Source organism: Bradyrhizobium sp. LA6.1, assembly GCF_040547805.1.
Taxonomy (GTDB): Bacteria; Pseudomonadota; Alphaproteobacteria; order Rhizobiales; family Xanthobacteraceae; genus Bradyrhizobium; species Bradyrhizobium barranii.
Genome location: NZ_JBEPQK010000001.1, coordinates 252,683 through 275,870, shown reverse-complemented (window position 1 = coordinate 275,870; position 23,188 = coordinate 252,683). Strand labels below are relative to the sequence as shown.

General features: G+C 64.4%; 18 protein-coding genes. 6 read left to right on the top strand and 12 right to left on the bottom strand.

Annotated features, from left to right (window positions below; all coding sequences use genetic code 11):
• The first annotated feature begins 86 nt into the window (after positions 1-86).
• From ABIB99_RS01260 to ABIB99_RS01250, 3 genes are all read left to right on the top strand, one after another.
• Positions 87-548: an Lrp/AsnC family transcriptional regulator gene (locus ABIB99_RS01260; RefSeq protein WP_014497003.1), complete on the top strand. Its 462-nt coding sequence runs from the start codon at positions 87-89 to the stop codon at positions 546-548.
• Positions 549-644: 96 nt separating this feature from the next.
• Complete coding sequence (gene ppk2, locus ABIB99_RS01255; RefSeq protein ID WP_166089860.1) at positions 645-1,565, top strand: polyphosphate kinase 2; 921 nt, start codon at positions 645-647, stop codon at positions 1,563-1,565.
• A gap of 51 nt (positions 1,566-1,616) precedes the next feature.
• A complete protein-coding gene (locus tag ABIB99_RS01250) occupies positions 1,617-3,044 on the top strand; it encodes a TAXI family TRAP transporter solute-binding subunit (RefSeq protein ID WP_063984787.1) in 1,428 nt (475 codons plus the stop codon).
• Here ABIB99_RS01250 and ABIB99_RS01245 read toward each other — a convergent pair.
• The 11 genes from ABIB99_RS01245 to ABIB99_RS01195 all read right to left on the bottom strand — a co-directional run bounded on the left by ABIB99_RS01245 (position 3,022) and on the right by ABIB99_RS01195 (position 16,600).
• Complete coding sequence (locus ABIB99_RS01245) at positions 3,022-4,101, bottom strand: zinc-binding dehydrogenase (protein ID WP_231144401.1); 1,080 nt, start codon at positions 4,099-4,101, stop codon at positions 3,022-3,024. The two genes, ABIB99_RS01250 and ABIB99_RS01245, sit on opposite strands and share 23 nt — an antisense overlap.
• Before the next feature lie 60 nt (positions 4,102-4,161).
• Positions 4,162-5,103: a DMT family transporter gene (locus ABIB99_RS01240; RefSeq protein ID WP_187388086.1), complete on the bottom strand. Its 942-nt coding sequence runs from the start codon at positions 5,101-5,103 to the stop codon at positions 4,162-4,164.
• 188 nt (positions 5,104-5,291) lie between these two features.
• A complete protein-coding gene (locus ABIB99_RS01235; protein ID WP_063984789.1) occupies positions 5,292-6,131 on the bottom strand; it encodes an aldo/keto reductase in 840 nt (279 codons plus the stop codon).
• Between the two features lie 8 nt (positions 6,132-6,139).
• Positions 6,140-7,036, bottom strand: coding sequence for an SMP-30/gluconolactonase/LRE family protein (locus ABIB99_RS01230; RefSeq protein WP_063984790.1), 897 nt, complete (start codon positions 7,034-7,036; stop codon positions 6,140-6,142).
• A 261-nt stretch (positions 7,037-7,297) separates the two neighbouring features.
• Positions 7,298-10,003, bottom strand: a complete 2,706-nt coding sequence (locus ABIB99_RS01225; RefSeq protein WP_354174488.1) for a molybdopterin-dependent oxidoreductase — start codon at positions 10,001-10,003, stop codon at positions 7,298-7,300.
• Positions 10,004-10,017: 14 nt separating this feature from the next.
• Complete coding sequence (locus tag ABIB99_RS01220; protein ID WP_354174486.1) at positions 10,018-11,235, bottom strand: NAD(P)/FAD-dependent oxidoreductase; 1,218 nt, start codon at positions 11,233-11,235, stop codon at positions 10,018-10,020.
• A gap of 10 nt (positions 11,236-11,245) precedes the next feature.
• Positions 11,246-11,674, bottom strand: a complete 429-nt coding sequence (locus tag ABIB99_RS01215; protein WP_354174484.1) for a globin family protein — start codon at positions 11,672-11,674, stop codon at positions 11,246-11,248.
• A gap of 121 nt (positions 11,675-11,795) precedes the next feature.
• Positions 11,796-13,187: an MFS transporter gene (locus tag ABIB99_RS01210; RefSeq protein ID WP_063984793.1), complete on the bottom strand. Its 1,392-nt coding sequence runs from the start codon at positions 13,185-13,187 to the stop codon at positions 11,796-11,798.
• Positions 13,188-13,523: 336 nt separating this feature from the next.
• On the bottom strand, positions 13,524-14,318 hold the full coding sequence (locus tag ABIB99_RS01205; protein WP_085404431.1) for an ABC transporter ATP-binding protein: 795 nt from the start codon (positions 14,316-14,318) through the stop codon (positions 13,524-13,526).
• Positions 14,319-14,331: 13 nt separating this feature from the next.
• Positions 14,332-15,228, bottom strand: coding sequence for a nitrate ABC transporter permease (ntrB, locus tag ABIB99_RS01200; protein ID WP_354174481.1), 897 nt, complete (start codon positions 15,226-15,228; stop codon positions 14,332-14,334).
• Positions 15,229-15,286: 58 nt separating this feature from the next.
• On the bottom strand, positions 15,287-16,600 hold the full coding sequence (locus ABIB99_RS01195; RefSeq protein WP_354174479.1) for a CmpA/NrtA family ABC transporter substrate-binding protein: 1,314 nt from the start codon (positions 16,598-16,600) through the stop codon (positions 15,287-15,289).
• Positions 16,601-17,273: 673 nt separating this feature from the next.
• On the opposite strand from ABIB99_RS01195, the gene ABIB99_RS01190 reads away from it, so the two are divergent.
• Positions 17,274-18,113: a formate/nitrite transporter family protein gene (locus ABIB99_RS01190; RefSeq protein ID WP_028146778.1), complete on the top strand. Its 840-nt coding sequence runs from the start codon at positions 17,274-17,276 to the stop codon at positions 18,111-18,113.
• Positions 18,114-18,168: 55 nt separating this feature from the next.
• Positions 18,169-19,905, top strand: a complete 1,737-nt coding sequence (locus tag ABIB99_RS01185; RefSeq protein WP_354174901.1) for a bifunctional protein-serine/threonine kinase/phosphatase — start codon at positions 18,169-18,171, stop codon at positions 19,903-19,905.
• 757 nt (positions 19,906-20,662) lie between these two features.
• Here the strand turns inward: ABIB99_RS01185 and ABIB99_RS01180 are convergent.
• Positions 20,663-21,580, bottom strand: coding sequence for an intradiol ring-cleavage dioxygenase (locus ABIB99_RS01180; protein ID WP_354174476.1), 918 nt, complete (start codon positions 21,578-21,580; stop codon positions 20,663-20,665).
• Between the two features lie 162 nt (positions 21,581-21,742).
• Between ABIB99_RS01180 and ABIB99_RS01175 the strand changes: the two genes are divergently transcribed.
• Positions 21,743-23,017 carry a serine hydrolase domain-containing protein gene (locus ABIB99_RS01175; protein WP_354174474.1) on the top strand — a complete coding sequence of 425 codons (1,275 nt, stop codon included), beginning with the start codon at positions 21,743-21,745 and terminating at the stop codon, positions 23,015-23,017.
• Positions 23,018-23,188: the final 171 nt, after the last annotated feature.

Here is a 23,188-nt window from a genome sequence, read left to right as displayed (position 1 = left end):
GCCAAACTTCTCAATTTTTCGCGCCATGCCCTCAAATATTGGGATACTTTACCAATGGATCAGCACTTCAGACAGGTTTCATCCCAATGCCAGACCTCGACGCCATCGACCGGAAAATCCTTGCTTTGCTCCAGAACGACAGCCGGCTGACCATGCAGGAGCTGGCCGACAAGGTCGGGCTCTCGGTGTCGCCCTGCCATCGCCGGGTCAAGCTGCTGGAGGAGCGCGGCGTCATCAGCCGCTACATCGCGACCGTCGACCAGAAGGCGCTGGGGCTGCATGTCAGCGTCTTCATCTCGATCAAGCTGGCGCGGCAGAAGGAGGAGGATCTGAATCGTTTCGCGCGCGCGATCTCGAAATGGGACGAGGTGCTGGAGTGCTATCTGATGACCGGCAACCGCGACTATCTCCTGCGCGTGGTGGCGGCCGACCTCGCCTCCTACGAGACCTTCCTGAAGACCAAGCTGACCCGGCTCGACGGCATTGCCTCGATCGAGTCGAGCTTTGCGCTGAGCCAGGTCAAATATTCGATCGCCCTGCCGGTCTGACGGCTCCGCCGGGCTATTTCGGAACCGGTGTCACATGGGCGCAATAAACCCCGCCGATGGTCACGGGCGACAGGCACCCTGCCGAAAGAAGGACCCATGACCGCATCCGACCGCACCCCTGAAATGGCCAAACGCGAGCGCATCATCCGGGAAATGACCGACGATCTCGACGAAGAACTGGAGATGGAGCTCGATGACAGCAGGCTCGACGAGCTGCTGGACGAGACGGACGCGCTCCGCCCGACGGTAGATCGCAGGCTCTATTTCCGGGAATTGCTCCGCCTCCAGGGCGAACTGGTCAAGCTCCAGGACTGGGTGCAGAGCGAGAAGAAGAAGGTCGTGGTGCTGTTCGAGGGCCGCGACTCCGCCGGCAAGGGCGGCGTCATCAAGCGTATCACCCAGCGTCTCAATCCCCGCATCTGCCGTGTCGCCGCGCTCCCCGCCCCGAGCGAGCGCGAGCGCACGCAATGGTACTTCCAGCGCTACGTCTCGCATTTGCCCGCCGGCGGCGAGATCGTGCTGTTCGACCGCAGTTGGTACAACCGCGCCGGCGTCGAGCGCGTGATGGGCTTCTGCTCCGAGGAGCAATACCAGGAATTTTTCAAGACGGTGCCGGAGTTCGAACGGATGCTGATCCGCTCCGGCATCATCCTGGTCAAATACTGGTTCTCGATCACTGACGACGAGCAGCAGTTCCGCTTCAGCATGCGCATCAGGGATCCGCTGAAGCAGTGGAAGCTGAGCCCGATGGATGTCGAGGCGCGCAGCCGCTGGGAGGCGTACACCAAGGCCAAGGAGACGATGCTGGAGCACACGCATCTGCCGGACTCGCCATGGTGGATCGTCGACGCCGTCGACAAGAAGCGCGCCCGCCTCAACTGCATCGCGCATCTGCTCAGCCAGATGCCGTACCAGGAGGTCGCCCGCGTGCCCGTGGTGCTGCCGCCGCGCGTCCGCAACCCCGACTACCACCGCGGACCGATTCCGCCGGAGATGTACGTGCCTTCGAAATACTGACGGCACCCGCCGCGCCTGCCGTCGGGCGAGCTTGCCGATGAGGAAAGCGAGATGCCCGTGCCGAGCGATCTGAGCGTGAGGAGAGACGCGTCGTCTCGCCGCCGCAATCGCTTTGGCCCGTGGCTCGCGCTCGCAAGCGTGCTCTCGGTGCTCACGGTCGCTCTTGCCCTCGCCTACTGGGTCTGGCAGCCGGCGACGCTACGCATCGCGGTCGGGCCAGCCGGCAGTGACGACCAGGCGCTGATTGCGGCCGTGGCGAAGGCGTTCGACGCCAGGGGTGGCGCGGTGCGACCCGTGCCGATCGAGACCGACGGCACACTGCAAAGCCTCAATCTGCTCGGCGCCGGCAAGGCCGACCTTGCGGTGGCTCGCGGCGACTCCGCCATGCCGGCCGACACCAATTCGGTGGCGATCCTCCGGCGGAATTTCGTGGTGTTGTGGGCGCCAGCGGCGCGCAAGGGTGCCGCCAGGCCGAAGATCATGGAGATCGCCTCCCTCACCGGGCGCCGCATCGGTGTCGTCGGCCTTGGCGATGCCAATCTCAATCTGCTCCGTGTCATCCTCGCCGAGTCAGGCGTCAATCCGCAGAAGGTCACGATCGCACAGTTCGGTATCGACCGCATCTCCGAGATGGCCCAGGACTCAACGCTCGACGCCTTCATGATGGTGGGCGCACTCGACGACAAGGCGATCGCAAGCACGATCGCCACCACCGCACGCCTGCGCGGCGAGCCCAAGTTCCTGTCCGTCGACGTCTCCGACGCCATCGCAGAGCGGCATCCGCTCTACGAATCCGAAGAAATTCCCGCGAGCGCATTTTCCACGACGCCGCAGCGGCCGGACGACAAGATCGACACCATCGCCGTCAATCATCTGATCGTCGCGCCTGCTTCATTGTCCGAGGACACGGTCGCTGCCTTCACCCGCGAGCTGTTTACGGTCCGTCAGTCGCTCGTGAAGGACTTGCCCGGCGCCAGCCACATCCAGAAGCCTGACACCGACAAAGACGCCGCGCTGCCGGCCCATCCGGGAGCTGCCGCCTATATCGACGGCAACGAGCGCAGCTTCATGGACAAGTACAGCGACTACATCTGGGGCGTGGTGCTGCTGCTCTCGGGCTTCGGCTCGGTGGCCGCGTGGCTGCGGCACTATCTGCGGCGCGAGGAGCGCAGCGAGAACGCGCTGCATCGCGACCGCCTGCTCAACGCGATCTCGAGCGTGCGGGAGGCGACGTCGCTCGACGATCTCGCGGCGATGCAGAGCGCAGCCGACGACATCCTGCGCGAGACGCTGGCCTGTCACGAGGACGGCGCCATCGAAGACGGCGACCTCACCGCCTTCGGTCTCGTGCTGGCGCAATTCCATCAGGCGATCGTCGACCGCCGGGCCGTGATCGCCCAGATGAGCGATGCCGACGTCGCCGCGAAACCCGATGGCGGCGTGCTTCAGCCGTTCCCTATTTCCACGGCTGCACGATGATCTTGGTGTGCGCCTCAGGATTGGCGAGATCAGCGAACGCCTTTGCGACGCCGTCGAGACCGACCTCGGCGGTGACCATCGCCGCCGCATCCACCTGCCCTTCCGCGATCAGGCGCAGTGACGCTGCGAACTCATCCGGCGTGTAGCCGAGCACATATTGGACATTGAGCTCCTTCATGATGCCGAGCATGGGTTCGCTCCTGTCGGTCTCCATGCAGACGCCGACCACCACGATGCGCGCATCACGCGGGGCGCCCTCGAACACCTGCTGCAACAGGCCGGGCACGCCGACACATTCGAAGATGATTGCGGGCTTCAGTGCCGGCAGCATGGCCTGCAACGGCGGGCGCGCCGCCTTCTCGGCCTCCGACATCTGCGCGTGCTCGGCCCAGGTCGCATAGGGCTGCGTCACCCTGGGATCGACGACGATATCGGCCCCCAGCTTTGCGGCCAGTGCACGCCGCGCCGGCGAATAGTCGGCAGCGACGATCGGATGCAGACCCTTGATCCTCAGCGCGGCGATCACCGCGAGCCCGACCGGGCCGCAGCCGATCACGAGCGGCACCTCGCCGCCACGGATGTTGGCTTTCGCCACGGCGTGGACGCCGACGGCGAGCGGCTCGGTTAGCGCCGCATGTTCGGGCGCGAGACCATTGGGCACCTCAAGCAGCAGGGGCTCGCTGAGCAGCATCGCCTCGGCATAGCCGCCGATATTGTCGTTGGAATAGCCGATGCCCTCGATGCCCTGCGGCGTCACGAGCGCCGGCAGCGAGCAGACGCGGGTGCCGGGCTTGAGCTTGCGCGCGGCTCCGGGACCGTAATCGACGATCTCGCAGCAGAACTCATGCCCGAACACGACGTCGCGGGCGAGATCCATCGGCTTGCGGCCGGTCTTCCTCGCCATCTCCACCATGCGGGGGGCATGCAGGCGCGCGTGAAGGTCGGAGCCGCAGATGCCGCAGGCGAGCGTCCTGACCAACACCTGGCCGGGGCCCGGCTTCGGCTCGGCCATCCGGTCGACGACAATCTCACCGTTCCTGAAAATCGCAGCGCGCATCCGGCTCCTCCCGTGTTGTTGGAACCGTTGATAGCACGAAGCGGGACACGCGAACTTGCGTCAGGGGTTCGGGGAACGCTCTTCCAGCACCAGCAGCTGGGCGCGGCGGATGCGCTCGCGATGGGCGATGTATAGACCGCTGGCGACGATGAAGGCAGCGCCAGTGACGGTCCAGACGTCAGGCACTTCGCCGAACAGGAAGAAGCCCAGAATGCTGACCCACAGCAACTGCGTGTACGAGAACGGCGCCAGCACCGAGGCATCGCCGTAGCGATAGGCCAGCACGATGATCCACTGGCCCACGGTCGACGCGACGCCGATCACGATGCCGAGCCCGATCGCGGTCCAGTTCGGCGTCACCCAGACGAACGGCACCATCAGGCTGAGGATCGCAACGCCCGTGAGCGCCGAATAGGCCATGGTGGTGAGGACGGCTTCGCGCCCGCTCATCATGCGCGTCAGGATCAGCGCAGCGGCCCAGCAGAATGCCGAGATGATCGGGAAGAACGCGGCGGCGTGAAACGCATTTGAGCCCGGACGCAGGATGATCATCACGCCGATGAGACCGATCGCGGTCGCGATCCAGCGGCGCATGCCGACCTTCTCGCTCAGGAAGATGATCGACAGCGCGGTGACGAACAGCGGCGAGACGAAGCCGGTGGCCGAGGCTTCCGCGATGGGGAGGAAACGGAGACCGGTGATGAAGAACAGCGAGGAGCCGAGCAGCGCGACGCCGCGCATCAATTGCAGGCCGAGGCGATCGGTGCGCATCGCACGCAGCGGCGAGCCCGGCAGCATCACCGGCGTGAACATCAGCGCGAACGTGACGAAGCGGATCCAGGTGATCTCGATCGACGGCAGGCTCGTCGACAGATACTTTGCGGTGACGTCGGAGCAGCCGAGGAATACCGTCGACAGCAGCACCAGCGCGATGCCCTTGAAGGGATGATCGACGCGCGCAGGCGCGCGGCGAGCCTCCTGCTTCTTCTCCGGCACGGGCATGGGAATACTGTCGAGCCTTGCGGCTGCGGCGGGCGGCGGTGTCACGGCTGGAACCTGGGAAAACTACGATTCGGGAACGATCGTAAAAAACGACAAATGCGCCGCTTTCACAACTTCTGAAAACAGGATGCCGATATGCGCTGACGACCCCGCGCGTCAATACTCCATTAATAATAGGCGTTTGTGCACTACAACATGGGCAGACTGCGCGGCTTCGGACCGCGCGGAAACGCCGCATCGAGCGCCGAAATCTCCTCTTTCGTCAGCACGAGATCGCCGGCCGCCGCATTCTCGCCGGCATGTTCCGCGGACGACGCCTTCGGGATCGCGAACACCGTAGTTGCACGGGTGAGGAAGCTCAGCGCGACCTGCCGCGGTGTCACACGACGCGCCTCCGCGATGCGTGCCAGCACCGCGCCTCCCTTGCTGTTGCTTGCGGGAAAATCGTCGTGGCCGAACGGAGAGTATGCAACGACAGCAACGCCACGCTTCTCGCACCACGGGATCACCGCATGCTCGATCGCGCGCTCCTTCAGATGATAAAGCACTTGATTGCAGGCGATGCGGCCTTCGCCGGAGACGTCGAGAATTTCGTCGAGATCGTCGGCGTCGAAATTGGAGACGCCCCAGGATTTGATCTTGCCGGCCTTCACCAACTCTTCGAACGCGGCAACCGTGTCCTCGAGCGGATAGGAACCGCGCCAGTGCAGCAGATAGCAGTCGAGACGATCGGCCTTCAGCCGCTTCAGCGAGCGTTCGCACGCCGTGATGGTGCCGCCGCGCGAGGCGTTGCTCGGCAGCACCTTTGAAACCAGGAACACTTCATCGCGGCGGCCTGCGATCGCATCGGCGATGACGAGCTCGGCATCGCCGTACATCTCGGCGGTGTCGATGTGGGTCATGCCGAGATCGAGCCCGCGCTGAAGCGCCGCGATCGCGCGCTTGCGGTCGCCATGGTCGAGATACCAGGTGCCCTGCCCGATGACGGAGACGTTCGCGCCGGTCTTGCCGAAGGGTTTTGCGTTCATGTCAAAGCTCACAGTCCGCTGATATCCGCAACCAGCACGCTGCCGGTCCCTGACTCCGTGATATAGAGCCGATCTTTCTTGACGCCACCGATGGCGACATTGGTGCAGCTCGGACCCGCGCAGGACTTGATCCGCGCGATCAGCTCTCCGTTCGGCGCGAACACGAAGACGTGGCCGAGCGAGGCGTGGCCGACGAACAGGCGACCGGCCGCGTCCATGGTCATGCCATCAGGACCGCTGGTGCCGAACAGCGAGCAGAAGCGGCCGACCTTCGACACGCTGCCGTCCTTCATGAACGGCAACCGCCACACCGCGTTGTCGCGCGTCATGGCGACGAACAGCACGGTTTCGCTGGGATCGAGCACCAGGCCGTTCGGGCTGATGCCGGTGTCAACAAGGCAATCGAGCCGGCCGCTTGGCGTCAGGCGATAGACGCGGCCGCTTGCGTCGTGCAGACCGGTCTGGCCCTGATCGGTGAACAAGATGTCGCCGTTGGAGGCGAGATGCAGATCGTTGCAGCCACGGAACGATTCTGAATTGCGCGCGGTCAGGATGGGCCTGATGCGCCCCGCCCCGGCGTCGAGCTCCATGATGCCGTGCATGTAGTCGGCCACGAGGATGCGGCCGTCGGCGGCGATCTTCAACCCGTTCGGCCAGCCCTCATATTCGATCACGAGCGACCACCCGCCATCAGGCGCGATGCGGAAGATGCGGCCGAAGGGAATGTCGACGATATAGAGGTTGCCGTCTTTGTCGAACGACGGCCCTTCGATGAAACTATCGGTCGGCACACCCGGCCGATTGGCCTCGGCCCAATCGGTCCGCACGCCCTTGCGGCGGAATTGGTCGGGCATGGCGGAGAAGATCTTGGTTTCGATCAGGCGCGGCGGCGTTTCCAGGTACATCATTGTTGTTTTTGTGCATGTGGAGGGGGATCGCGGCAACATAGGGCACAATCGCGGGCGCGTCGATTGGGCGAAGGGCATGGCTGCGTCCACGTCACTCTCGTGTCCCGGACGCGCTGCAGCGTGAAACGCCGCTGCGCAGAGCCGGGACCCAGAAAGGCCAAACACTCTGCTGTGAGATGGGTCCCGGCTCTGCAGCGCATCACTTCGTGCTGCGCAGCGTCCGGGGCACGAGACCGTCTCCCAGTCTGGAGAGATCCCCTACCCCGCAGCCGCCGCGACCTTCGCCTGCTTCGCCGGCGCCACTTCCGTCGTCGCGATCAGCTGCTTCAGCTCAGGGATACATGACCCGCAATTGGTGCCGGCCTTGAGCTTGGCGCCGATCTCGGCCGCCGTGCGCGCGCCGCTCGCGATGGTGTCGCAGATGGTGCCGCGGCCGACGCCGAAGCAGGCGCAGACGATGGGGCCGGTCGAGGCCGCGCCCTCCGTCGATTTGCCTGACAGCAGCATGCGGCGCTGCTCGTCGGTGACGTGATCGGCCACGAACAGACTCTTCACCACCTCCCAGTCGCCGGCATCATGCGCGGGGCCGACGAACAGGCAGGTCTCGATGCGGTCGCCCGCGAACGAGGCCGCGCGATAAACGCCGCCGCCGAAGTCGCGATAGTCGGCGACGTCCTCGCCGGCGACACCGTCGAGCCAGGCCGGCCAGCGCGACAGATCCGCATTGTCGGCGAAGAGATAGCCGAAGCCACCCGCAACCGTGACACGCGTCCACATCAGGTTCGGCGGCAGATCGAGCTGTTTGCGCGACAGCGCAAAGCCGCGGAAGACGTATTCATAAGGCGCGATCGCCGCCGGCGTGGCTTTCGACTCCGGCTGGCCCGAGAACGGATCGGTGAAGGACTGCACGAGCGCCCCGACGCGGCCGTGCGAGGCGTTCATCGCGCTCCAGTGGATCGGCGCGAACAGCGTGCCGCGCTGCTGACGGTCGCTGACGACGACCTTCAGGATGCACTGGCCGTAATCGGTGGTGATGCGGGCGTAGCCGTCATGCGCGATGCCGTGTTTGCTGGCATCATCCGGATGGATCTCGACGAACGGCTCCGGCAGATGCGCGCCGAGACGCTGGCTGAGACCCGTGCGCGTCATGGTGTGCCACTGGTCGCGGATGCGTCCCGTGTTGAGCCGCAGCGGGCGCGACGGTCCGGTCTCGCCGCGCAGCGCCGGCACTTCCGGCGCGACGAAGCGGCCTTTGCCGTCATTGGTGAAGAAGCCGCCGCTCGCGAAGAAGCGCTCGCCGGGCGCCACTCCTTCGCGCGCCGGCCACTGCACCGGCTTCAAGGCGTCGAAGGCCTCGTCCGAGAGCGCGGTCAGCGCGCCGATGTCGAAATCGCGGCTGCCGTCGTTCTCGAAAGCAGAGAGCGCGGCATGCTCGCGGAAAATATCGGCGGCGGATTTGTAGTTGAAGCTGTCGCCGAAGCCGAGCCGCTTTGCGGTCTCGCTCAGAATCCACCAGTCCGGCCGCGCCTCGCCCGGCGCCGGCAGGAACGAGCGCTGGCGCGAGATGCGGCGTTCGGAGTTGGTCACCGTGCCCGACTTCTCACCCCAGGCGAGCGCCGGCAGCAGCACATGCGGCCCAGCCTCGACCGTGTCATTGGAGAGCACGTTCTCGGAGACCACGAACAGCTCGAGCTTCTTCAGCGCCTCACGCACGACGTCCGCGTCCGGCAATGACACCGCCGGGTTGGTGCCCATCACCCACAACGCCTTGACCTCGCCGCGGTTGATCGCCTCGAACAGCTGCACCGCCTTCAACCCTTCATGGGTGGCGATGCGCGGCGCCTTCCAGAACCGCCTGACACGGTCGATATCCGGCGGTGTAAAGTTCATATGCGCGGCGAGCTGGTTTGCGAGGCCGCCGACCTCGCGGCCGCCCATCGCGTTCGGCTGGCCGGTGAGCGAGAACGGCGAGGCGCCCGGCTTGCCGATGCGCCCCGTGGCGAGATGGCAGTTCAGGATCGCGTTGACCTTGTCGGTGCCCTGCGCCGACTGGTTGACGCCCTGCGAATAGAGCGTGACGACGCGCTCGGTGTCGCGGAACATCTTGAAGAAGGCGGCGACGTCCTGTTCGGACAGGCCCGTCGCCAGCGCGGTCGCGGTGACACTGCCGGCGATGTTGCGCGCGCGCGCCAGCGCGTCATCGAAGCCCGACGTGTTCTGCGCGATGTAATCCTGGTCCAGCGCGCCATTGTCGGCGAGATGGACGAACAGGCCGGAGAACAAGGCGGTGTCGGTGCCGGGCTTGAGGCCGAGGAACAGATCGACGTCGCTCGCCGTGTCGGTACGGCGCGGATCGATCACGATCATGCGCGCGCCGCGCTCCTGCCGGTTCTTCAGCATGCGCTGGAACAGAACCGGATGACACCAGGCCGCATTCGAGCCGACGAACACGAGGAGATCAGCCTGGTCGAGATCCTCGTAGCAGCCGGGCACGGTGTCGGCGCCGAAGGCGCGGCGGTGGCCCGCGACCGAGGACGACATGCAGAGCCGCGAATTGGTGTCGACATTGGCCGTGCCGACAAAGCCCTTCATCAGCTTGTTGGCGACGTAATAGTCCTCAGTCAGGAGCTGGCCCGAGAGATAGAACGCGACCGCGTCGGCGCCGTCGCGCGCCACGATGTGTTGCATGCGATGGGCAACGTGGTCGAGCGCATCGCTCCAGGCGACGCGTTCGAGCACGCCCTTGCAGCGGATCATCGGATAGAGCAGCCGGCTCTCCAGCCCGACGGTCTCGCCGAGCGCGGAGCCCTTCGAGCACAGCCGGCCGAAATTGGCGGGATGATCCGGGTCGCCCGCGATCGCCGCGCCACCGTTGCCGTCGGGCGTCGACAGCACGCCGCAGCCGACGCCGCAATAGGGACAGGTCGTCTTGGTGGCGCGGAGCGTGGGATCGATCGCCGTCATATCGAGCTGCCTTATCAAGCCGCCTTGGAAGGACGCGCCAGCGCGCGGCCGAACATCATGTCGGTGCGGATCGCCGTCACCTTGTCGCGATTGCGGATCAGCTCGAGATACCAGAGCGCATCGACGGTATCGCCGATCAGCACCGCGCCGGTGAGCCGGCCGTCGGCGATGACGAGCTTCTTGTAGGTGCCGCGCCTGCGGTCTGACAGCACCAGGCTCTCGCTGCCGTCCCCACCCATGAAGTCGCCGGCGGAGAAGACGCTGACGCCGGAGACCTTCAGATTGGTCGAGACCACGCTGCCCTGATAGGCGGCGGGACGGCCGGCGAGATGCCGCGCCAGCACCCGCGCCTGCTCGTAAGCGGGCTCGACCAGGCCGTAGCAGGTGCCGCGATGCTCGGCACATTCGCCGAGCGCGTAGATGTCGGGCGAGGCCGTCTGCATCTCGTCGTTGACGACGATGCCACGGTTGACCGCGATGCCCGCCTCTTTGGCAAGCGCCACATTCGGCCTGATGCCGGCGGCGAAGATCACGGCATCCGCCTCGATGCGCGTGCCGTCGGCAAGCTCGACGGCTTCGACATGGCCGTCGCCGTGAATGCGGGCGGTGGAGGCGTTGAGCAGGATGCGGATGCCCTTGCGCTCGACCAGCATCTTCAGCAGGTCGGCCGCCGGCAGATCGAGCTGGCGCTCCATCAGCCGGTCCATCAGGTGCAGCAGCGTCACCGGCGCGCCGGCTTTCGCAAGGCCATAGGCCGCTTCGAGCCCGAGCAGGCCGCCGCCGACCACGACGACGCGCTTCTTCGCCGCAGCGAGCGTCAGCAGCAGATCGACGTCGCGCGTATCGCGAAACGTGTGCACCCCGGTGAGATCGGCGCCCGGCACGTTGAGCCGCAGCGGCGTCGAGCCGGTGGCGAGCACGAGCTTGGAATATTCGACGCTCTCTTCACCTTCGATCTTCAGCTCGCGGCGGCCGGTGTCGATCTCGGTGACGCGATAGCCGTAGCGCACGGTGACGCCGCGATGGCGCCACCAGTCCGCCGGTCTCAGCTCGATCTCGTGCGAGCCGGTCTCGCCGGCCAGCACGGAGGAGAGCAGCACGCGATTGTAAGCGAGCCGCGGCTCTTCGCCGATCACCGCGACCGCGTAGCGGCCGAGCGAGGTCTTGGCGAGCTCGTCGACCAGACGCGCGGCCGCCATACCGTTACCGACGATGACCAGCGGTTCACTCACAAGACATCTCCTATTCGGCGGCCTGCGCCTGTGCGCCATAGGCCTCGGAAATCATGTAGCCGGACAGGACGCCATAGGCGTCGGTCCAGGCCGTGGCGAGTTCGGGCGTCCAGGCCTCGCCGAGGCCCTTCTCGAGGGTCCAGAGCAAGGTCGCGCCGACCACCGGATAGTGCTCGGCCTTGGCGCCATAGGCGACGTGACGCTTGGCGAGCGCCGAGGCCGCGGGAAGAATCGTCTCGAGCTTCGACAGGCCGCCGACGACGGCAGCGAGCATGCCCATCAGCTTCTTGCGCTGCTCGGTCATGTCCTCGGGAAACATCGCGCGCACGGACGGCGCCACCTCGAACAGGCGATCGTAGAACAGCACCGCGGCCGCCTCTGAAATCGGCGCGACCTTGGAAAAGCTCTGCTGGATGAGGGTGATCTGTTCTGAAGTCATGATGTTCTCCTGTCTGTTTCGGTCTGCCTTTGTCCGCGCCGTTGCGAACAAGGTTCATGGGTCAAACGTCATCAGAGAGTCTTCTCCCCGCGTACGGGGAGAAGCGACATTCGTGCCAAACTCAGACTCGCGCTTCGGCGAGGCTTGACGCGCCCTCACCCTGCGGGCTGCGACGCAGGTAGAACCACCAGGTCAGTCCGAGGCAGGAGGCGTAGAAAGCGAGGTAGATCGCGAGCGCGAGCGAGGGACCACCGGTCATGGCGATCGACTTGCCGAAACCGGTCGGGATCAGATAACCGCCGACTGCGCCGATCGCGCCGATGAAGCCGACCGCCGCACCGCTCTCGATGCTCGCGGTCTTCAACGCCGCCGCGCGCGCCGCATCGCCCTTGCCGCGCACTCTGAACAGGTTCTGCTCGCGGAAGATCGAGGGGATCATGCGGTAGGTCGAGCCGTTGCCGATGCCCGTCGTCACGAACAGGATCAGGAACATCGCAAGGAAGCCGGTGAAGTCCTTGTGCCCGACGAAGTAGAGCACGCCGACGGTGGCGCCCGCCATCGCGATGAAATTCCAGAAGGTGAGGATGGAGCCGCCGATCTTGTCGGCGAGCAAGCCGCCGAGCGGTCGCGACAACGAACCGACCAGCGGCCCGAGGAACGCGATCGAGATCGAGATCGCCGGAAACTGCGTCTTGATCAGCAGCGGGAACGCCGCCGAGTAGCCGATGAAGGATCCGAACGTGCCGATATAGAGATACGCCATGATCCAGGTGTGCTTGCGCTTGACCACGGCAAGCTGGTTCGTGATCGACGACTTGGCCGTGGTCAGGTTGTTCATGAAGAACACCGCGCCGAACACCGCGATCGCGATCGGCAGCACCCACATCAGGCCTGCGTTCTGGAGGAAGATGCCGTCGACGGGGGACGCCTGGAACAGGTTGATGACCGCGAGCGTCATCAGGATCGGGGTCAGCAGCTGCACGCTGGAGACGCCGATATTGCCGCCCGCCGCGTTCAGCCCCAGCGCCCATCCCTTCATCCGGTCAGGGAAGAAGAAGGAGATGTTGGTCATGCTGGAGGCGAAATTGCCGCCACCGAGACCCGCGGTCGATGCGATCAGCAGCATCAGCCAGAACGGGGTGTCGGGCTGGCCGACGAAGTAGGCGAGCGACAGCGTCGGGATGAACAGGACAGCCGCGCTGAAAATTGTCCAGTTGCGGCCGCCGAAGGTCGTGACCGCGAACGTATAGGGGAAGCGCATCAATGCGCCGATCAGCCCGGGCACCGCGACGAGCTGGAACAGCTGGTCGGTGGTGTAGTGGAAGCCCGCCTGCGGCAGCTTGGTGGTGACGATGCTCCAGATCAGCCACACCGAGAAGCCGATATGCTCGGCCACGATCGACCAGATCAGGTTACGCCGGGCGATCACTTTGCCGCCCGCATTCCAGAACGCCTCGTCTTCGGGGCGCCAATCAGAAATCCACGTCGGATTTCGAGTCGGATTCGTCGTCATTGATAATCCCTTCTTGGCTCACCGCTGCGTCGTTGCAGGCTCAGCCTCCACGCGGAGGCGCGCGCCGAGGCCATGCCCCGGTGGCGAGTTCACGATGCTGATTGATGATGTTGAGGGACGTCGTCGTTGGCGTCGGAAAAGGTATTTCAATTTCCGTGCCAATTGCGCGCGTTCGGGAAATACAGGGAATTCAGGGGCTTGTTCGCATTGCCCGAAGTTCTTGCAGGCGTATTTCGCTCGCAAATTTAGCGGTTCGCTCAATCCTTGTGCGGCGCACAAGGATTGAGCGAGGTGTCGATTATTTAGGCGCGCTTATCATCCACGTTAAACCTTGGTTTACGCGGCCTCGACGAAGCGATGACGCTCGTAGAGGAACTCGAGCACGCGGTGGCGGCACTTCAAATAGGTGGAGTTGGTCGCAAGATCGAGCCGCTTGCGGGGACGTGCGAGCGGCACCTCCAGCACCTCCCCGATGCGCGCGCTCGGCCCGTTCGTCATCATGACGATGCGATCGGATAGCAGCACCGCCTCGTCGACGTCGTGGGTGATCATCAGGATGGTGTTGCCGAGCTTCTGATGCAGCGCCATCACCGAGTCCTGCAAATGCGCGCGGGTCAGCGCGTCGAGCGCGCCGAACGGCTCGTCGAGCAGCAGCACCTTCGGTTCCATCGCCAGCGCACGGGCGATGCCGACGCGCTGCTTCATGCCGCCGGAGACTTCCGAAGGACGCTTGTCCCTGGCGTGGGCCATCTGCACCAGGTTGAGATTATGCATGACCCAGGCGTCGCGTTCGGCGCGGGACTTGGTCCTGGCAAAGACCTTGTCGACGCCGAGCTTGACGTTCTCGTAGACGGTCAGCCACGGCAGCAGGCTGTGGTTCTGGAACACTACCGCGCGATCGGGCCCCGGCGAGTTGACCTCGCGGTTCTCGAGCAGCACGCCGCCGGTGGTGGCGCCGGTCAGGCCTGCGATGATGTTGAGCAGGGTCGACTTGCCGCAGCCGGAATGGCCGATGATCGAGACGTATTCGCCCTTCTCGATCGTCAGGTTGATGTCCTTCAGCACCTCCGTGCTGGCGGCGCCGCGGGTAAAGACCTTGTCGATATGGTCGAGCTTCAGATAGGCGGTCATGTGCCCTTCTCCCTCAGTTCTGTGCCGTGCCGCGGGTGACGATCTTGCCGAGGCCCGCGATCAGGCGGTCGAGCACGAAGCCGACGATGCCGACATAGAACAGCGCCAGGATGATCTCGCTGATATGCGAGGAGTTCCAGGCGTCCCAGATGAAGAAACCGATGCCGACGCCGCCGATCAGCATTTCAGCCGCGATGATGGCGAGCCAGGACAGGCCGATGCCGATGCGAAGGCCCGTGAAGATGTAGGGCGCCGCCGCCGGGATCATGATCTTGCCGAAGAACTCGAGCGGATTGAGCTGCACCACCGCGGCGACGTTGCGGTAGTCCTGCGGGATGTTGCGGATACCGACCGCGGTGTTGATGATGATCGGCCAGATCGAGGTGATGAAGATGACGAAGATCGCTGACGGCTGGCCGTCGCGGAAGGCCGCGAGCGAGAGCGGCAGCCAGGCGAGCGGCGGGATCGTGCGCAGCACCTGGAACAGCGGATCGAGCCCGCGCATCGCCCAGACCGACTGCCCGACCAACACGCCGAGCGCGATGCCGGCGATCGCCGACAGCGAATAGCCGAGCGCGACGCGCTGAAGGCTTGCGGAGAGATGCCAGAACAGGCCCTTGTCGATGCCACCATGATCGAAGAACGGATCGAAGATCAGTTCCTTGGTGTCCTTGAACACCCGCGACGGCGGCGGCAGCGTCGAGCCGGCGCGGCGGCAGATCAGCTCCCACACCAGCGTCAGCAGCGCGATCACGACCAGCGGCGGGATCACGCGCACGGCGGTCTCCCTTGCCATCCGCGCGTAGGCTTCGCTGCGCGGCGGGCGCTTCGGCGTCATCGCAACGACCGGCGCGGCGGTGCCCGCAGGGGTCGCAGTCTCAATGTCCATCTTCGTGGCAGGCATGTTCATCGCAATCTCTCTCCAGCTCAAGGAAGATGCGGCCGCCCAAGGGCGGCCGCTGGCTCCATCAGACTTCGACGCGCTTGATCGCGAGCGATTTCAGATAGGCCGCCGGATTTTCGGGATCGAACACCTTGCCGTCGAAGAAGGTCTCCTTGCCGCGCGAGGTGGAGGCTGGAATCTCCGAGGCCGCGACGCCGAGCGTCTTGGCCACATCGCGCCACATGTCCTCGCGATTGACCTTGCCGATCAGCGCCTTGCTGTCGAAGGAAGCTTCATATTTGCCCCACCGGATGTCCTCGGTCATGAACCAGAGATCATGGCTCTGGAACGGATAGGAGGCGAAGTCGCGCCAGTACTTCATGATGTGCGGTGAGTTCTCGACCACCTTGCCGGCATTGCCGTAGTCGAACTTGCCCTTGGCGCGATCGGCGATGTCCTCGACCGGGCAGTTGATCCACTGCCGTTTCGCCATGATGGTCGCGAGCTCTTCCTTGTTCTCCATCTTGTCGGCCCATTGCTGCGCCTCCATCACGGCCATCAGGATCGCCTTGGCAGCCTTCGGGTTCTTGTCGACCCAGGCCGCGCGCATGCCGAGCGACTTTTCGGGATGCTTGCTCCAGATCTCGCCGGTGTTGACGGCGGTGTAGCCGATGCCCTGATGCACGAGCTGCCCGGGCCAGGGCTCGCCGACGCAGAACGCGTCCATGGTGCCGACCTTCATGTTCGCCACCATCTGCGGCGGCGGCACGGTGATGGTCTCGACGTCCTTGTCGGGATCGATGCCGCCGGCGGCGAGCCAATAGCGGACCCAGAGGTCATGTGTGCCGCCCGGGAAGGTCATCGCGACCTTGGCCGACTTGCCATCGGCCTTCTTCTTCTCGAACGCCGCCTTCAGCACCGACGCGTCGGCACCGACCTTGAGGTCGGCATATTCCTTGGCGACCGAGATGCACTGCGCATCGAGATTGAGCCGCGCCAGGATGTACATCGGGGTCGGCTGGTTGTTCTGCGTCACCTTGCCGGCGGAAATCAGATACGGCATCGGGGTCAGGATGTGCGCGCCGTCGATGCCGTTCCCCTCCGAGCCGAGCACGAGATTGTCGCGCGTGGTGCCCCATGAGGCCTGCTTCTGCACGTCGGTGTCGGGCACGCCGTATTTGGCGAACAGGCCCTTGTCCTTGGCGACGAAGAGCGGGCCGGCATCGCTCAGCGCGATGAAGCCGAGCTTGGCGCCCTTGACCTCGGGGCCAGCGTCCTGTGCGAACGCACCGGCGGGGAAATTCAGTTTTGCGGCGGCGAGAAGTGCAGCGGTCGAGCCGGCGGCCTTCAACAATTGACGGCGGCTCAGGCCCGAGGGCTGGCGGGTGCGCTTGGTCATAGGCAGTGTCGTCCTTTGCATCGTTGCAGAATTGATGGCGTCAGTGCTCGCGAGCAGCCCGTCCGTCCGTGACGCCAGAAAAAGGCGCATGCGAACGCATGACGGGGGAGACCCCCGTCTGGTGGCGTCGGCAAATCGGATGAGAAGTCTCGCGGGACGGCTTCAATGGCGTCGGCTTGAATAATTCAAGCTTCATGCCAAGCCCGACACTCCGAAAAACGTCGAAAAATGAATGGGTTATTGATGCCGCGCCAGACTGTCGCAGGCCTGCTGCGCACGCGGAATTTGCGGATTGCTCATTCTTTGTGCGCCGCACAAATCTTATGCAGTCGCCCAAGCAAAAGGCCGTGCGTCCGCAAAAGTCAGCTGAACGCGTGCGGCATCTGATTGATATCGCTATACTTTTCTAACACGTCCACACGGCACGCAACTTGCTTCTTCACCGACGTCAACGAAGACTGCGGCTCGCCGCATTGTTGCAGCCTCTGGCGGCTGCATCCCGGAAGCTCAACTGCTTCGCGGCCCTCCCGGCTCAGTCCTCGTGACGCGATTCCCAAGGCTTCCAGACCTTCCATAGCCCTCGTGCGCGGCAGAGCTGTCCGCACGGCCAATGATGTTCAGCTGCGCTCTCTCGGGCGTGTCGATCTCACTTACGAAACAAAAGGAACCATTGATGTCGTATCTCGCGCCTTCGGAATTCGTCACCAAGATGGTGGATGCGGGCGAGTCCAAGATCTTCATGTCCACCCGGGATACTGCAATCCGCGCCTTCATGGCCGGCGCCATCCTCGCACTCGGCGCATGGTTCGCCATCACCATCAACGTGAACACGGGCCAGCCGCTGATCGGCGCGATACTGTTTCCGGTCGGCTTCATCATGCTGTACCTGCTCGGCTTCGATCTGCTCACCGGCGTGTTCGTGCTCTCGCCGCTCGCCCTGATCGACAAGCGTCCCGGCGTCACGCTTGGCGGCGTGCTGCGTAACTGGGGCCTGGTCTTCGTCGGCAACTTCGCCGGCGCCTTCACCGTCGCCTTCATGATGGCCTTCGTGACGACGTTCGGCTTCACGCAAGACCCCGACAAGGTCGGAGCGGCCATTGGAAACATCGGCGAAGGCCGAACGCTCGGCTATGCCGCGCACGGCGCGGCCGGCATGGCGACGCTGTTCATGCGCGGCATGCTGTGCAACTGGATGGTCTCGACCGGCGTCGTCGGCGCCATGATCTCGACCTCGGTCCCCGGCAAGGTCATCGCGATGTGGATGCCCATCATGCTGTTCTTCTACATGGTGTTCGAGCATTCCGTCGTGAACATGTTCCTGTTCCCGTCGGGCCTGATGCTCCATGCCAAATTCTCGATCATGGACTATCTGATCTGGAACGAGATCCCGACCGTGCTCGGCAACCTCGTCGGCGGCCTCGCGTTCACCGGCATGACCCTCTACGCCACCCACGTCATGACCAAGCCGAAGCGCCAGGCCGGCAAGGCTGCGCCGACCCGCGTTGCGGCCTGATACGTCTCGACAGAGGAGCCTCGCCCGACCAGGGTGAGGCTCCCTTCGCCTGGTGATGACGATGACCCGCGGACTCCTGATCTCTGTCGGCCAGCACTCCGATAGGGGGCGCAAGCCCGTCAATCAGGATTTTCACGGCGTCCTGATTCCGGAAGAGCCGCAGCTCAGCCTGAAGGGCATCGCGGCCGTTCTCGCCGACGGCATCTCCAGCAGCACGGTGAGCCAGATCGCCAGCGAGTCGGCGGTCAAGAGCTTCCTGATGGACTATTACTGCACGTCGGAATCCTGGACGGTGAAGACCTCCGCCCGCCGCGTGCTGGACGCGACCAATTCCTGGCTGCACGCGCAGACGCGCAAGAGCCAATATGCCTATGACCGCGACAAGGGCTATGTCTGCACCCTGACCGCCATGGTCATCAAGGCGACCACCGCGCACATCTTCCATGTCGGCGACTGTCGCGTCTACCGCGTCGCCGGCAAGGCGCTCGAGCAGCTGACCGACGATCACCGCATCATCGTGTCGTCGGAGCAGACCTATCTCGGCCGCGCGCTCGGCATCAATCCGCAGCTCGAGATCGACTACCAGACGGTCGAGATCGAGGCCGGCGATACCTTTATCCTGGCGACCGACGGTGCCTATGAATTCGTCGATCAGCGCTTCATCACCAGCGCACTCGGCGAGCACGCAGCCGAGCTCGACGGCGCGGCAAAGGCGATCGTCGAGGAAGCCTACCGGCGCGGCAGCGACGACAACATCACCGTCCAGATCCTGCGCATCGACGCGGTGCCGCAGCGCGAGCCGGCCGGTATCTTCAATCAGACGTCACAGCTGCCGCTACCTCCGCTGCCGGAGCCGCGAGCGGTCTTCGACGGCTACAGGATTATCCGGGAAATCCACGGCAGCAGCCGCAGTCATATCTATCTCGCCGTCGATGTGGAGACCGAGGCGCCGGTCGCGCTCAAGCTGCCGTCGATCGATTTGCGCGACAACGCCGCCTATCTCAAGCGCTTCCTGATGGAGGAGTGGATCGCGCGGCGGATCGACAGCCCGCACGTGCTGAAGCCGCTGTCACAGTCGCGACGGCGCAGCTACCTCTACGTCGCGACCGAATTCGTCGAAGGGCAGACGTTGAAGCAGTGGATGACCGACAATCCGCGCCCCGATCTCGAAACCGTCCGTGGGCTGGTCGAGCAGATCGCCGCGGGGCTGCGCGCCTTCCACCGCATGGAAATGCTGCATCAGGACCTCAGGCCCGACAACATTCTGATCGACAAGACGGGCACCGCGAAGATCATCGACTTCGGGTCGGTCAGGGTCGCGGGCGTCGCGGAGGCGGCGCCGCGAGACGAGGCCGACGACATCCTGGGAACGGTCCAGTACACGGCGCCGGAGTATTTTCTTGGGCAAGGCGGCTCGCCGCGCTCCGACATGTTTTCGCTGGCCGTGATCTGCTACCAGATGCTGACGGGAAAGCTTCCCTATGGCACCCAAATCGCCAGGATCCGGCGCAAGGCGGACGCGCGGAGACTTCAGTATCGTCCGGCCGACGACGACCGCAACGTGCCGGCCTGGGTCGACGGCGCGCTCAGGCGCGCGCTCCATCCCGATCCCTACAAGCGGCACGAGGATCTGTCCGAATTCGTCTTCGAGCTTCGCACGCCCAATCCGGCCTATCTCGACACACGGATCACGCCGCTTCTGGAGCGTAGCCCGCTGATGTTCTGGAAGCTGACCACGGCAGCGCTGGCCTGCGTCGTCGTCGTGCTGCTGGCGCTGCTGCACGCGCGATAGGGCGCAGAAGGGCGCGGACGTCCACTTCTAGCGGCCAAGTGGAACCATTGTCGCTCGTCAGAGCATTGCCGCTGGTGACCCATATGCGACATCGGCCAAATAGCCCAAACATCGCGCGATTAGCTGGGTTTAAAGGTTGATTGCGGCTAGACGTTTTTGCGCTCGACTATGCCGTCGCGACGGCGTTGAATCCCCTACGCGGGCTCTTTTGTTTCAAGGAGGGAGGACCGAAAAGTGAAGACAACGATCATCGCACTTTGTGCCGCCGCTCTCATCGCCGCCGCACCAGCCGCGCTTGCGCAGGGTGTACCAGGCAAAGCACTTGGTCTGCAGCATAAGATCTCTAAGAGACATCACCCGGGCGCCCCCGGCTACGCTCCGCTGCATGAGCTGCAAACAATGGGATCGAAGAAGGGATATCCGGGAGCTTTCGGTTACGCGCCTAATGAACCCAGTCGTTTAGACAGAAATCTCGAAGCGTCCAGACAAGCTGGTGGTGGCGGCGGCGGTGGCGGAGGGAGTGGCATGTGAACCCACGCGCTGCACGAACAGGCGGTATCCGTCCTGCTTGATCGGGACGCTCCGGGGGCGTTAAGGCCGGCTCGCCTCGCGTCTTCTTTATGTTCGCAGTATGTTTGTTGTTGGCCCAACTCGGACATCCAGTGAGGTCCGCTGTTGCGCAGCTACCAGAAGCACAGCGGACGTCGCACGCGCCCTGACTACCGAGCGGCCGAATGTGCGCTCCAGCTGCGGGCCCTCACGCCGGCTCCTCCGCCTTCACGCCCAGCGGCTTCGGCGCCATGCCGCCACCGGGCTTGAGGTGGAATTCGTACGTCATCAAATGCCACTGCCCGTTTGCCTTGGAGCCGTCGGGCATCTCAGGGTCGTTGCGCGGCTCGACCTTGGCGACGAGGTCGTCCTTGACCCCGAACACCACGTCGGAATCGAGATATTTGTCGCCGTCCATGAAGACGTGCGTGATCAGCGGCTCGTAGCCCTTGGCATTGACCAGGAAGTGCACGTGCGCGGGGCGCATCGGATGGCGCTTGGTCTGCATGATCATCTCGCCGACCGGGCCATCGGTCGGGATCGGATAGCTGCAAGGCAAAATGGTGCGGAAGAAAAAGCGGCCGTCGCTGTCGGTGATGAAGCGCGCCCGCGCCGAAGCGCCGACCTCGTCGTAGTTCGGTTTCTGTGAATCGTAGAAGCCGTCATCGTCGGCATGCCAGACGTCGACGGGAACGCCCGCGAGCGGCTTGCCCTTGAGGTCGGTGACGCGGCTCTGCACGAACATCCGTTCACCGGTCTGATTGTTCGGCGAGATGTCGGTGCCGTGGGCCGTGACCTTGTGCTCGCCGACATAGAACGGGCCGAGCACCGTGGTCTGGGTGGCGCCCTCGCGATCCCTGTGGTTGACCGCGTCGACCAGCATGGAGACCCCGAGCACGTCGGAGAGCAGGATGAACTCCTGCCTTGTGTCGGTGCATTTGTGGCCGGTGCGGGTCAGGAAATCGATGGCGTATTCCCATTCCTCGAAGGTGAGACCGGTCTTGCTCACGTAATCGTGCAGCGACTTCACCAATTCCTGGAGCAGGAATTTTGCCCGCGCATCAGGCGTATTGTCGAAGCTCTTGACGACGGCTTCGGTGAGTTCGGGCTCGTTGAACTGGGTCATGGTGCGTCTGCCCTGAGTTTTCTCGTTGGCCCGGATGGGCTCCTTGGAGGCGTTCCAGAGTGCAGCCTACACCAGCAGGCCCGGCCGCGTTAAGCGCAACCGGCTTGGAATGGGGCCGGCATTTCGCTATCAACTTTCCGACAAATCGCCCCGGAGGAACTGATGCTCGCCCCTACCCCCGCCTCGCCCGAATCCGTCGGCATGTCCAAGGCTGCGCTCGACCGCGTCGATGCGCATCTGAAGAGCCGCTACATCGATGCCGGCCGCTTTCCGGGCACGCACCTGCTGGTCTACCGCCGCGGCAAGGTCGCCCACAGCTCGGTGCAGGGCTTTGCCGACGTCGAGCGCAAGGCGCCGGTCAAGGACGACACCATCTACCGCATCTATTCCATGACCAAGCCGCTCACCAGCGTCGCCTTCATGATGCTGGTCGAGCAAGGCCTCGTCGCGATCGACGAGCCCGTCGCCAAATACATTCCGGAATGGAAGGATCTCGGCGTGTTCGTCGCCGGCACCGCGCCGGCCTTCCTGACCCGGCCGCCGTCCCGGCCGATGCTGATCGTCGACCTGCTGCGGCACACCGCCGGTCTCACCTACGGCTTCCAGCAGCGCTCCAACGTCGATGCCGCCTATCGCACTGAAAAGATCGGCGAGGTCGAGAAAGCCGGCACGCTCCAGACCATGATCGAGGCGCTGGCAAAGATTCCGCTGGAATTCTCGCCGGGCGAATCCTGGAACTACTCGGTGGCGACCGACGTGCTCGGCTATCTCGTCGGAAAGATCTCCGGGATTCCCTTCGAGCAGTTCCTTAAAACGCGCATCCTCGATCCGCTCGGCATGACCGACACTGATTTTCACGTGCCGGCCGCCAAGGCGCACCGTTTCGCGGCCTGCTATTCAGCTGATCCCGGTGGAGGCATGACCTTCCATGCCGGCCAGCGCCGCGAGGGCCTGACGCTCCAGGACGACCCGACCAAGAGCTCGTTCCTGTCTCCGCCCTCGTTCATCTCGGGCGGCGGCGGACTATGCTCGACGGTCGCCGACTATCTCACTTTCTGCCGCGCGCTGCTCAATGGCGGCGAGCTGGGCGGCGTCCGCCTGCTCGGGCCGAAGACGCTGGCGCTGATGACGAGCAACCACATTCCGGGCGGCCGCGCGCTGCCGGAGGTATCGCGTTCGCTGTTCTCGGAAGCCAGCTATAACGGCATCGGCTTCGGCCTCGGCTTCGCCGTGACCATGCGCCCGGCGGAGACGCTGATCGCCGGCAGCCCGGGCGAATATAATTGGGGCGGCGCGGCCACGACCTCGTTCTGGATCGACCCGGCCGAGGAGCTGATCACCATCTTCATGACGCAGGTGCTGCCGTCGAGCGCCTATCCGCTCCGGCGCGAACTGCGCAGCATGGTCTATGCGGCGATCACCGAGAGCAATCTCTGAGCTACGTCTCAACAAGAACGGGCCCTCGCGATCGATCGCGAGGGCCCGTCGTTGCCTAGTGCATATGGCCGATCAGATAAATTCCGCCGCCGAGCACCAGAACGGCGGGCACGGCCCACAAAATCAGAACTGGCATTGCGTCATTCTCCTCAGTTGGACGTGCAGACCTTG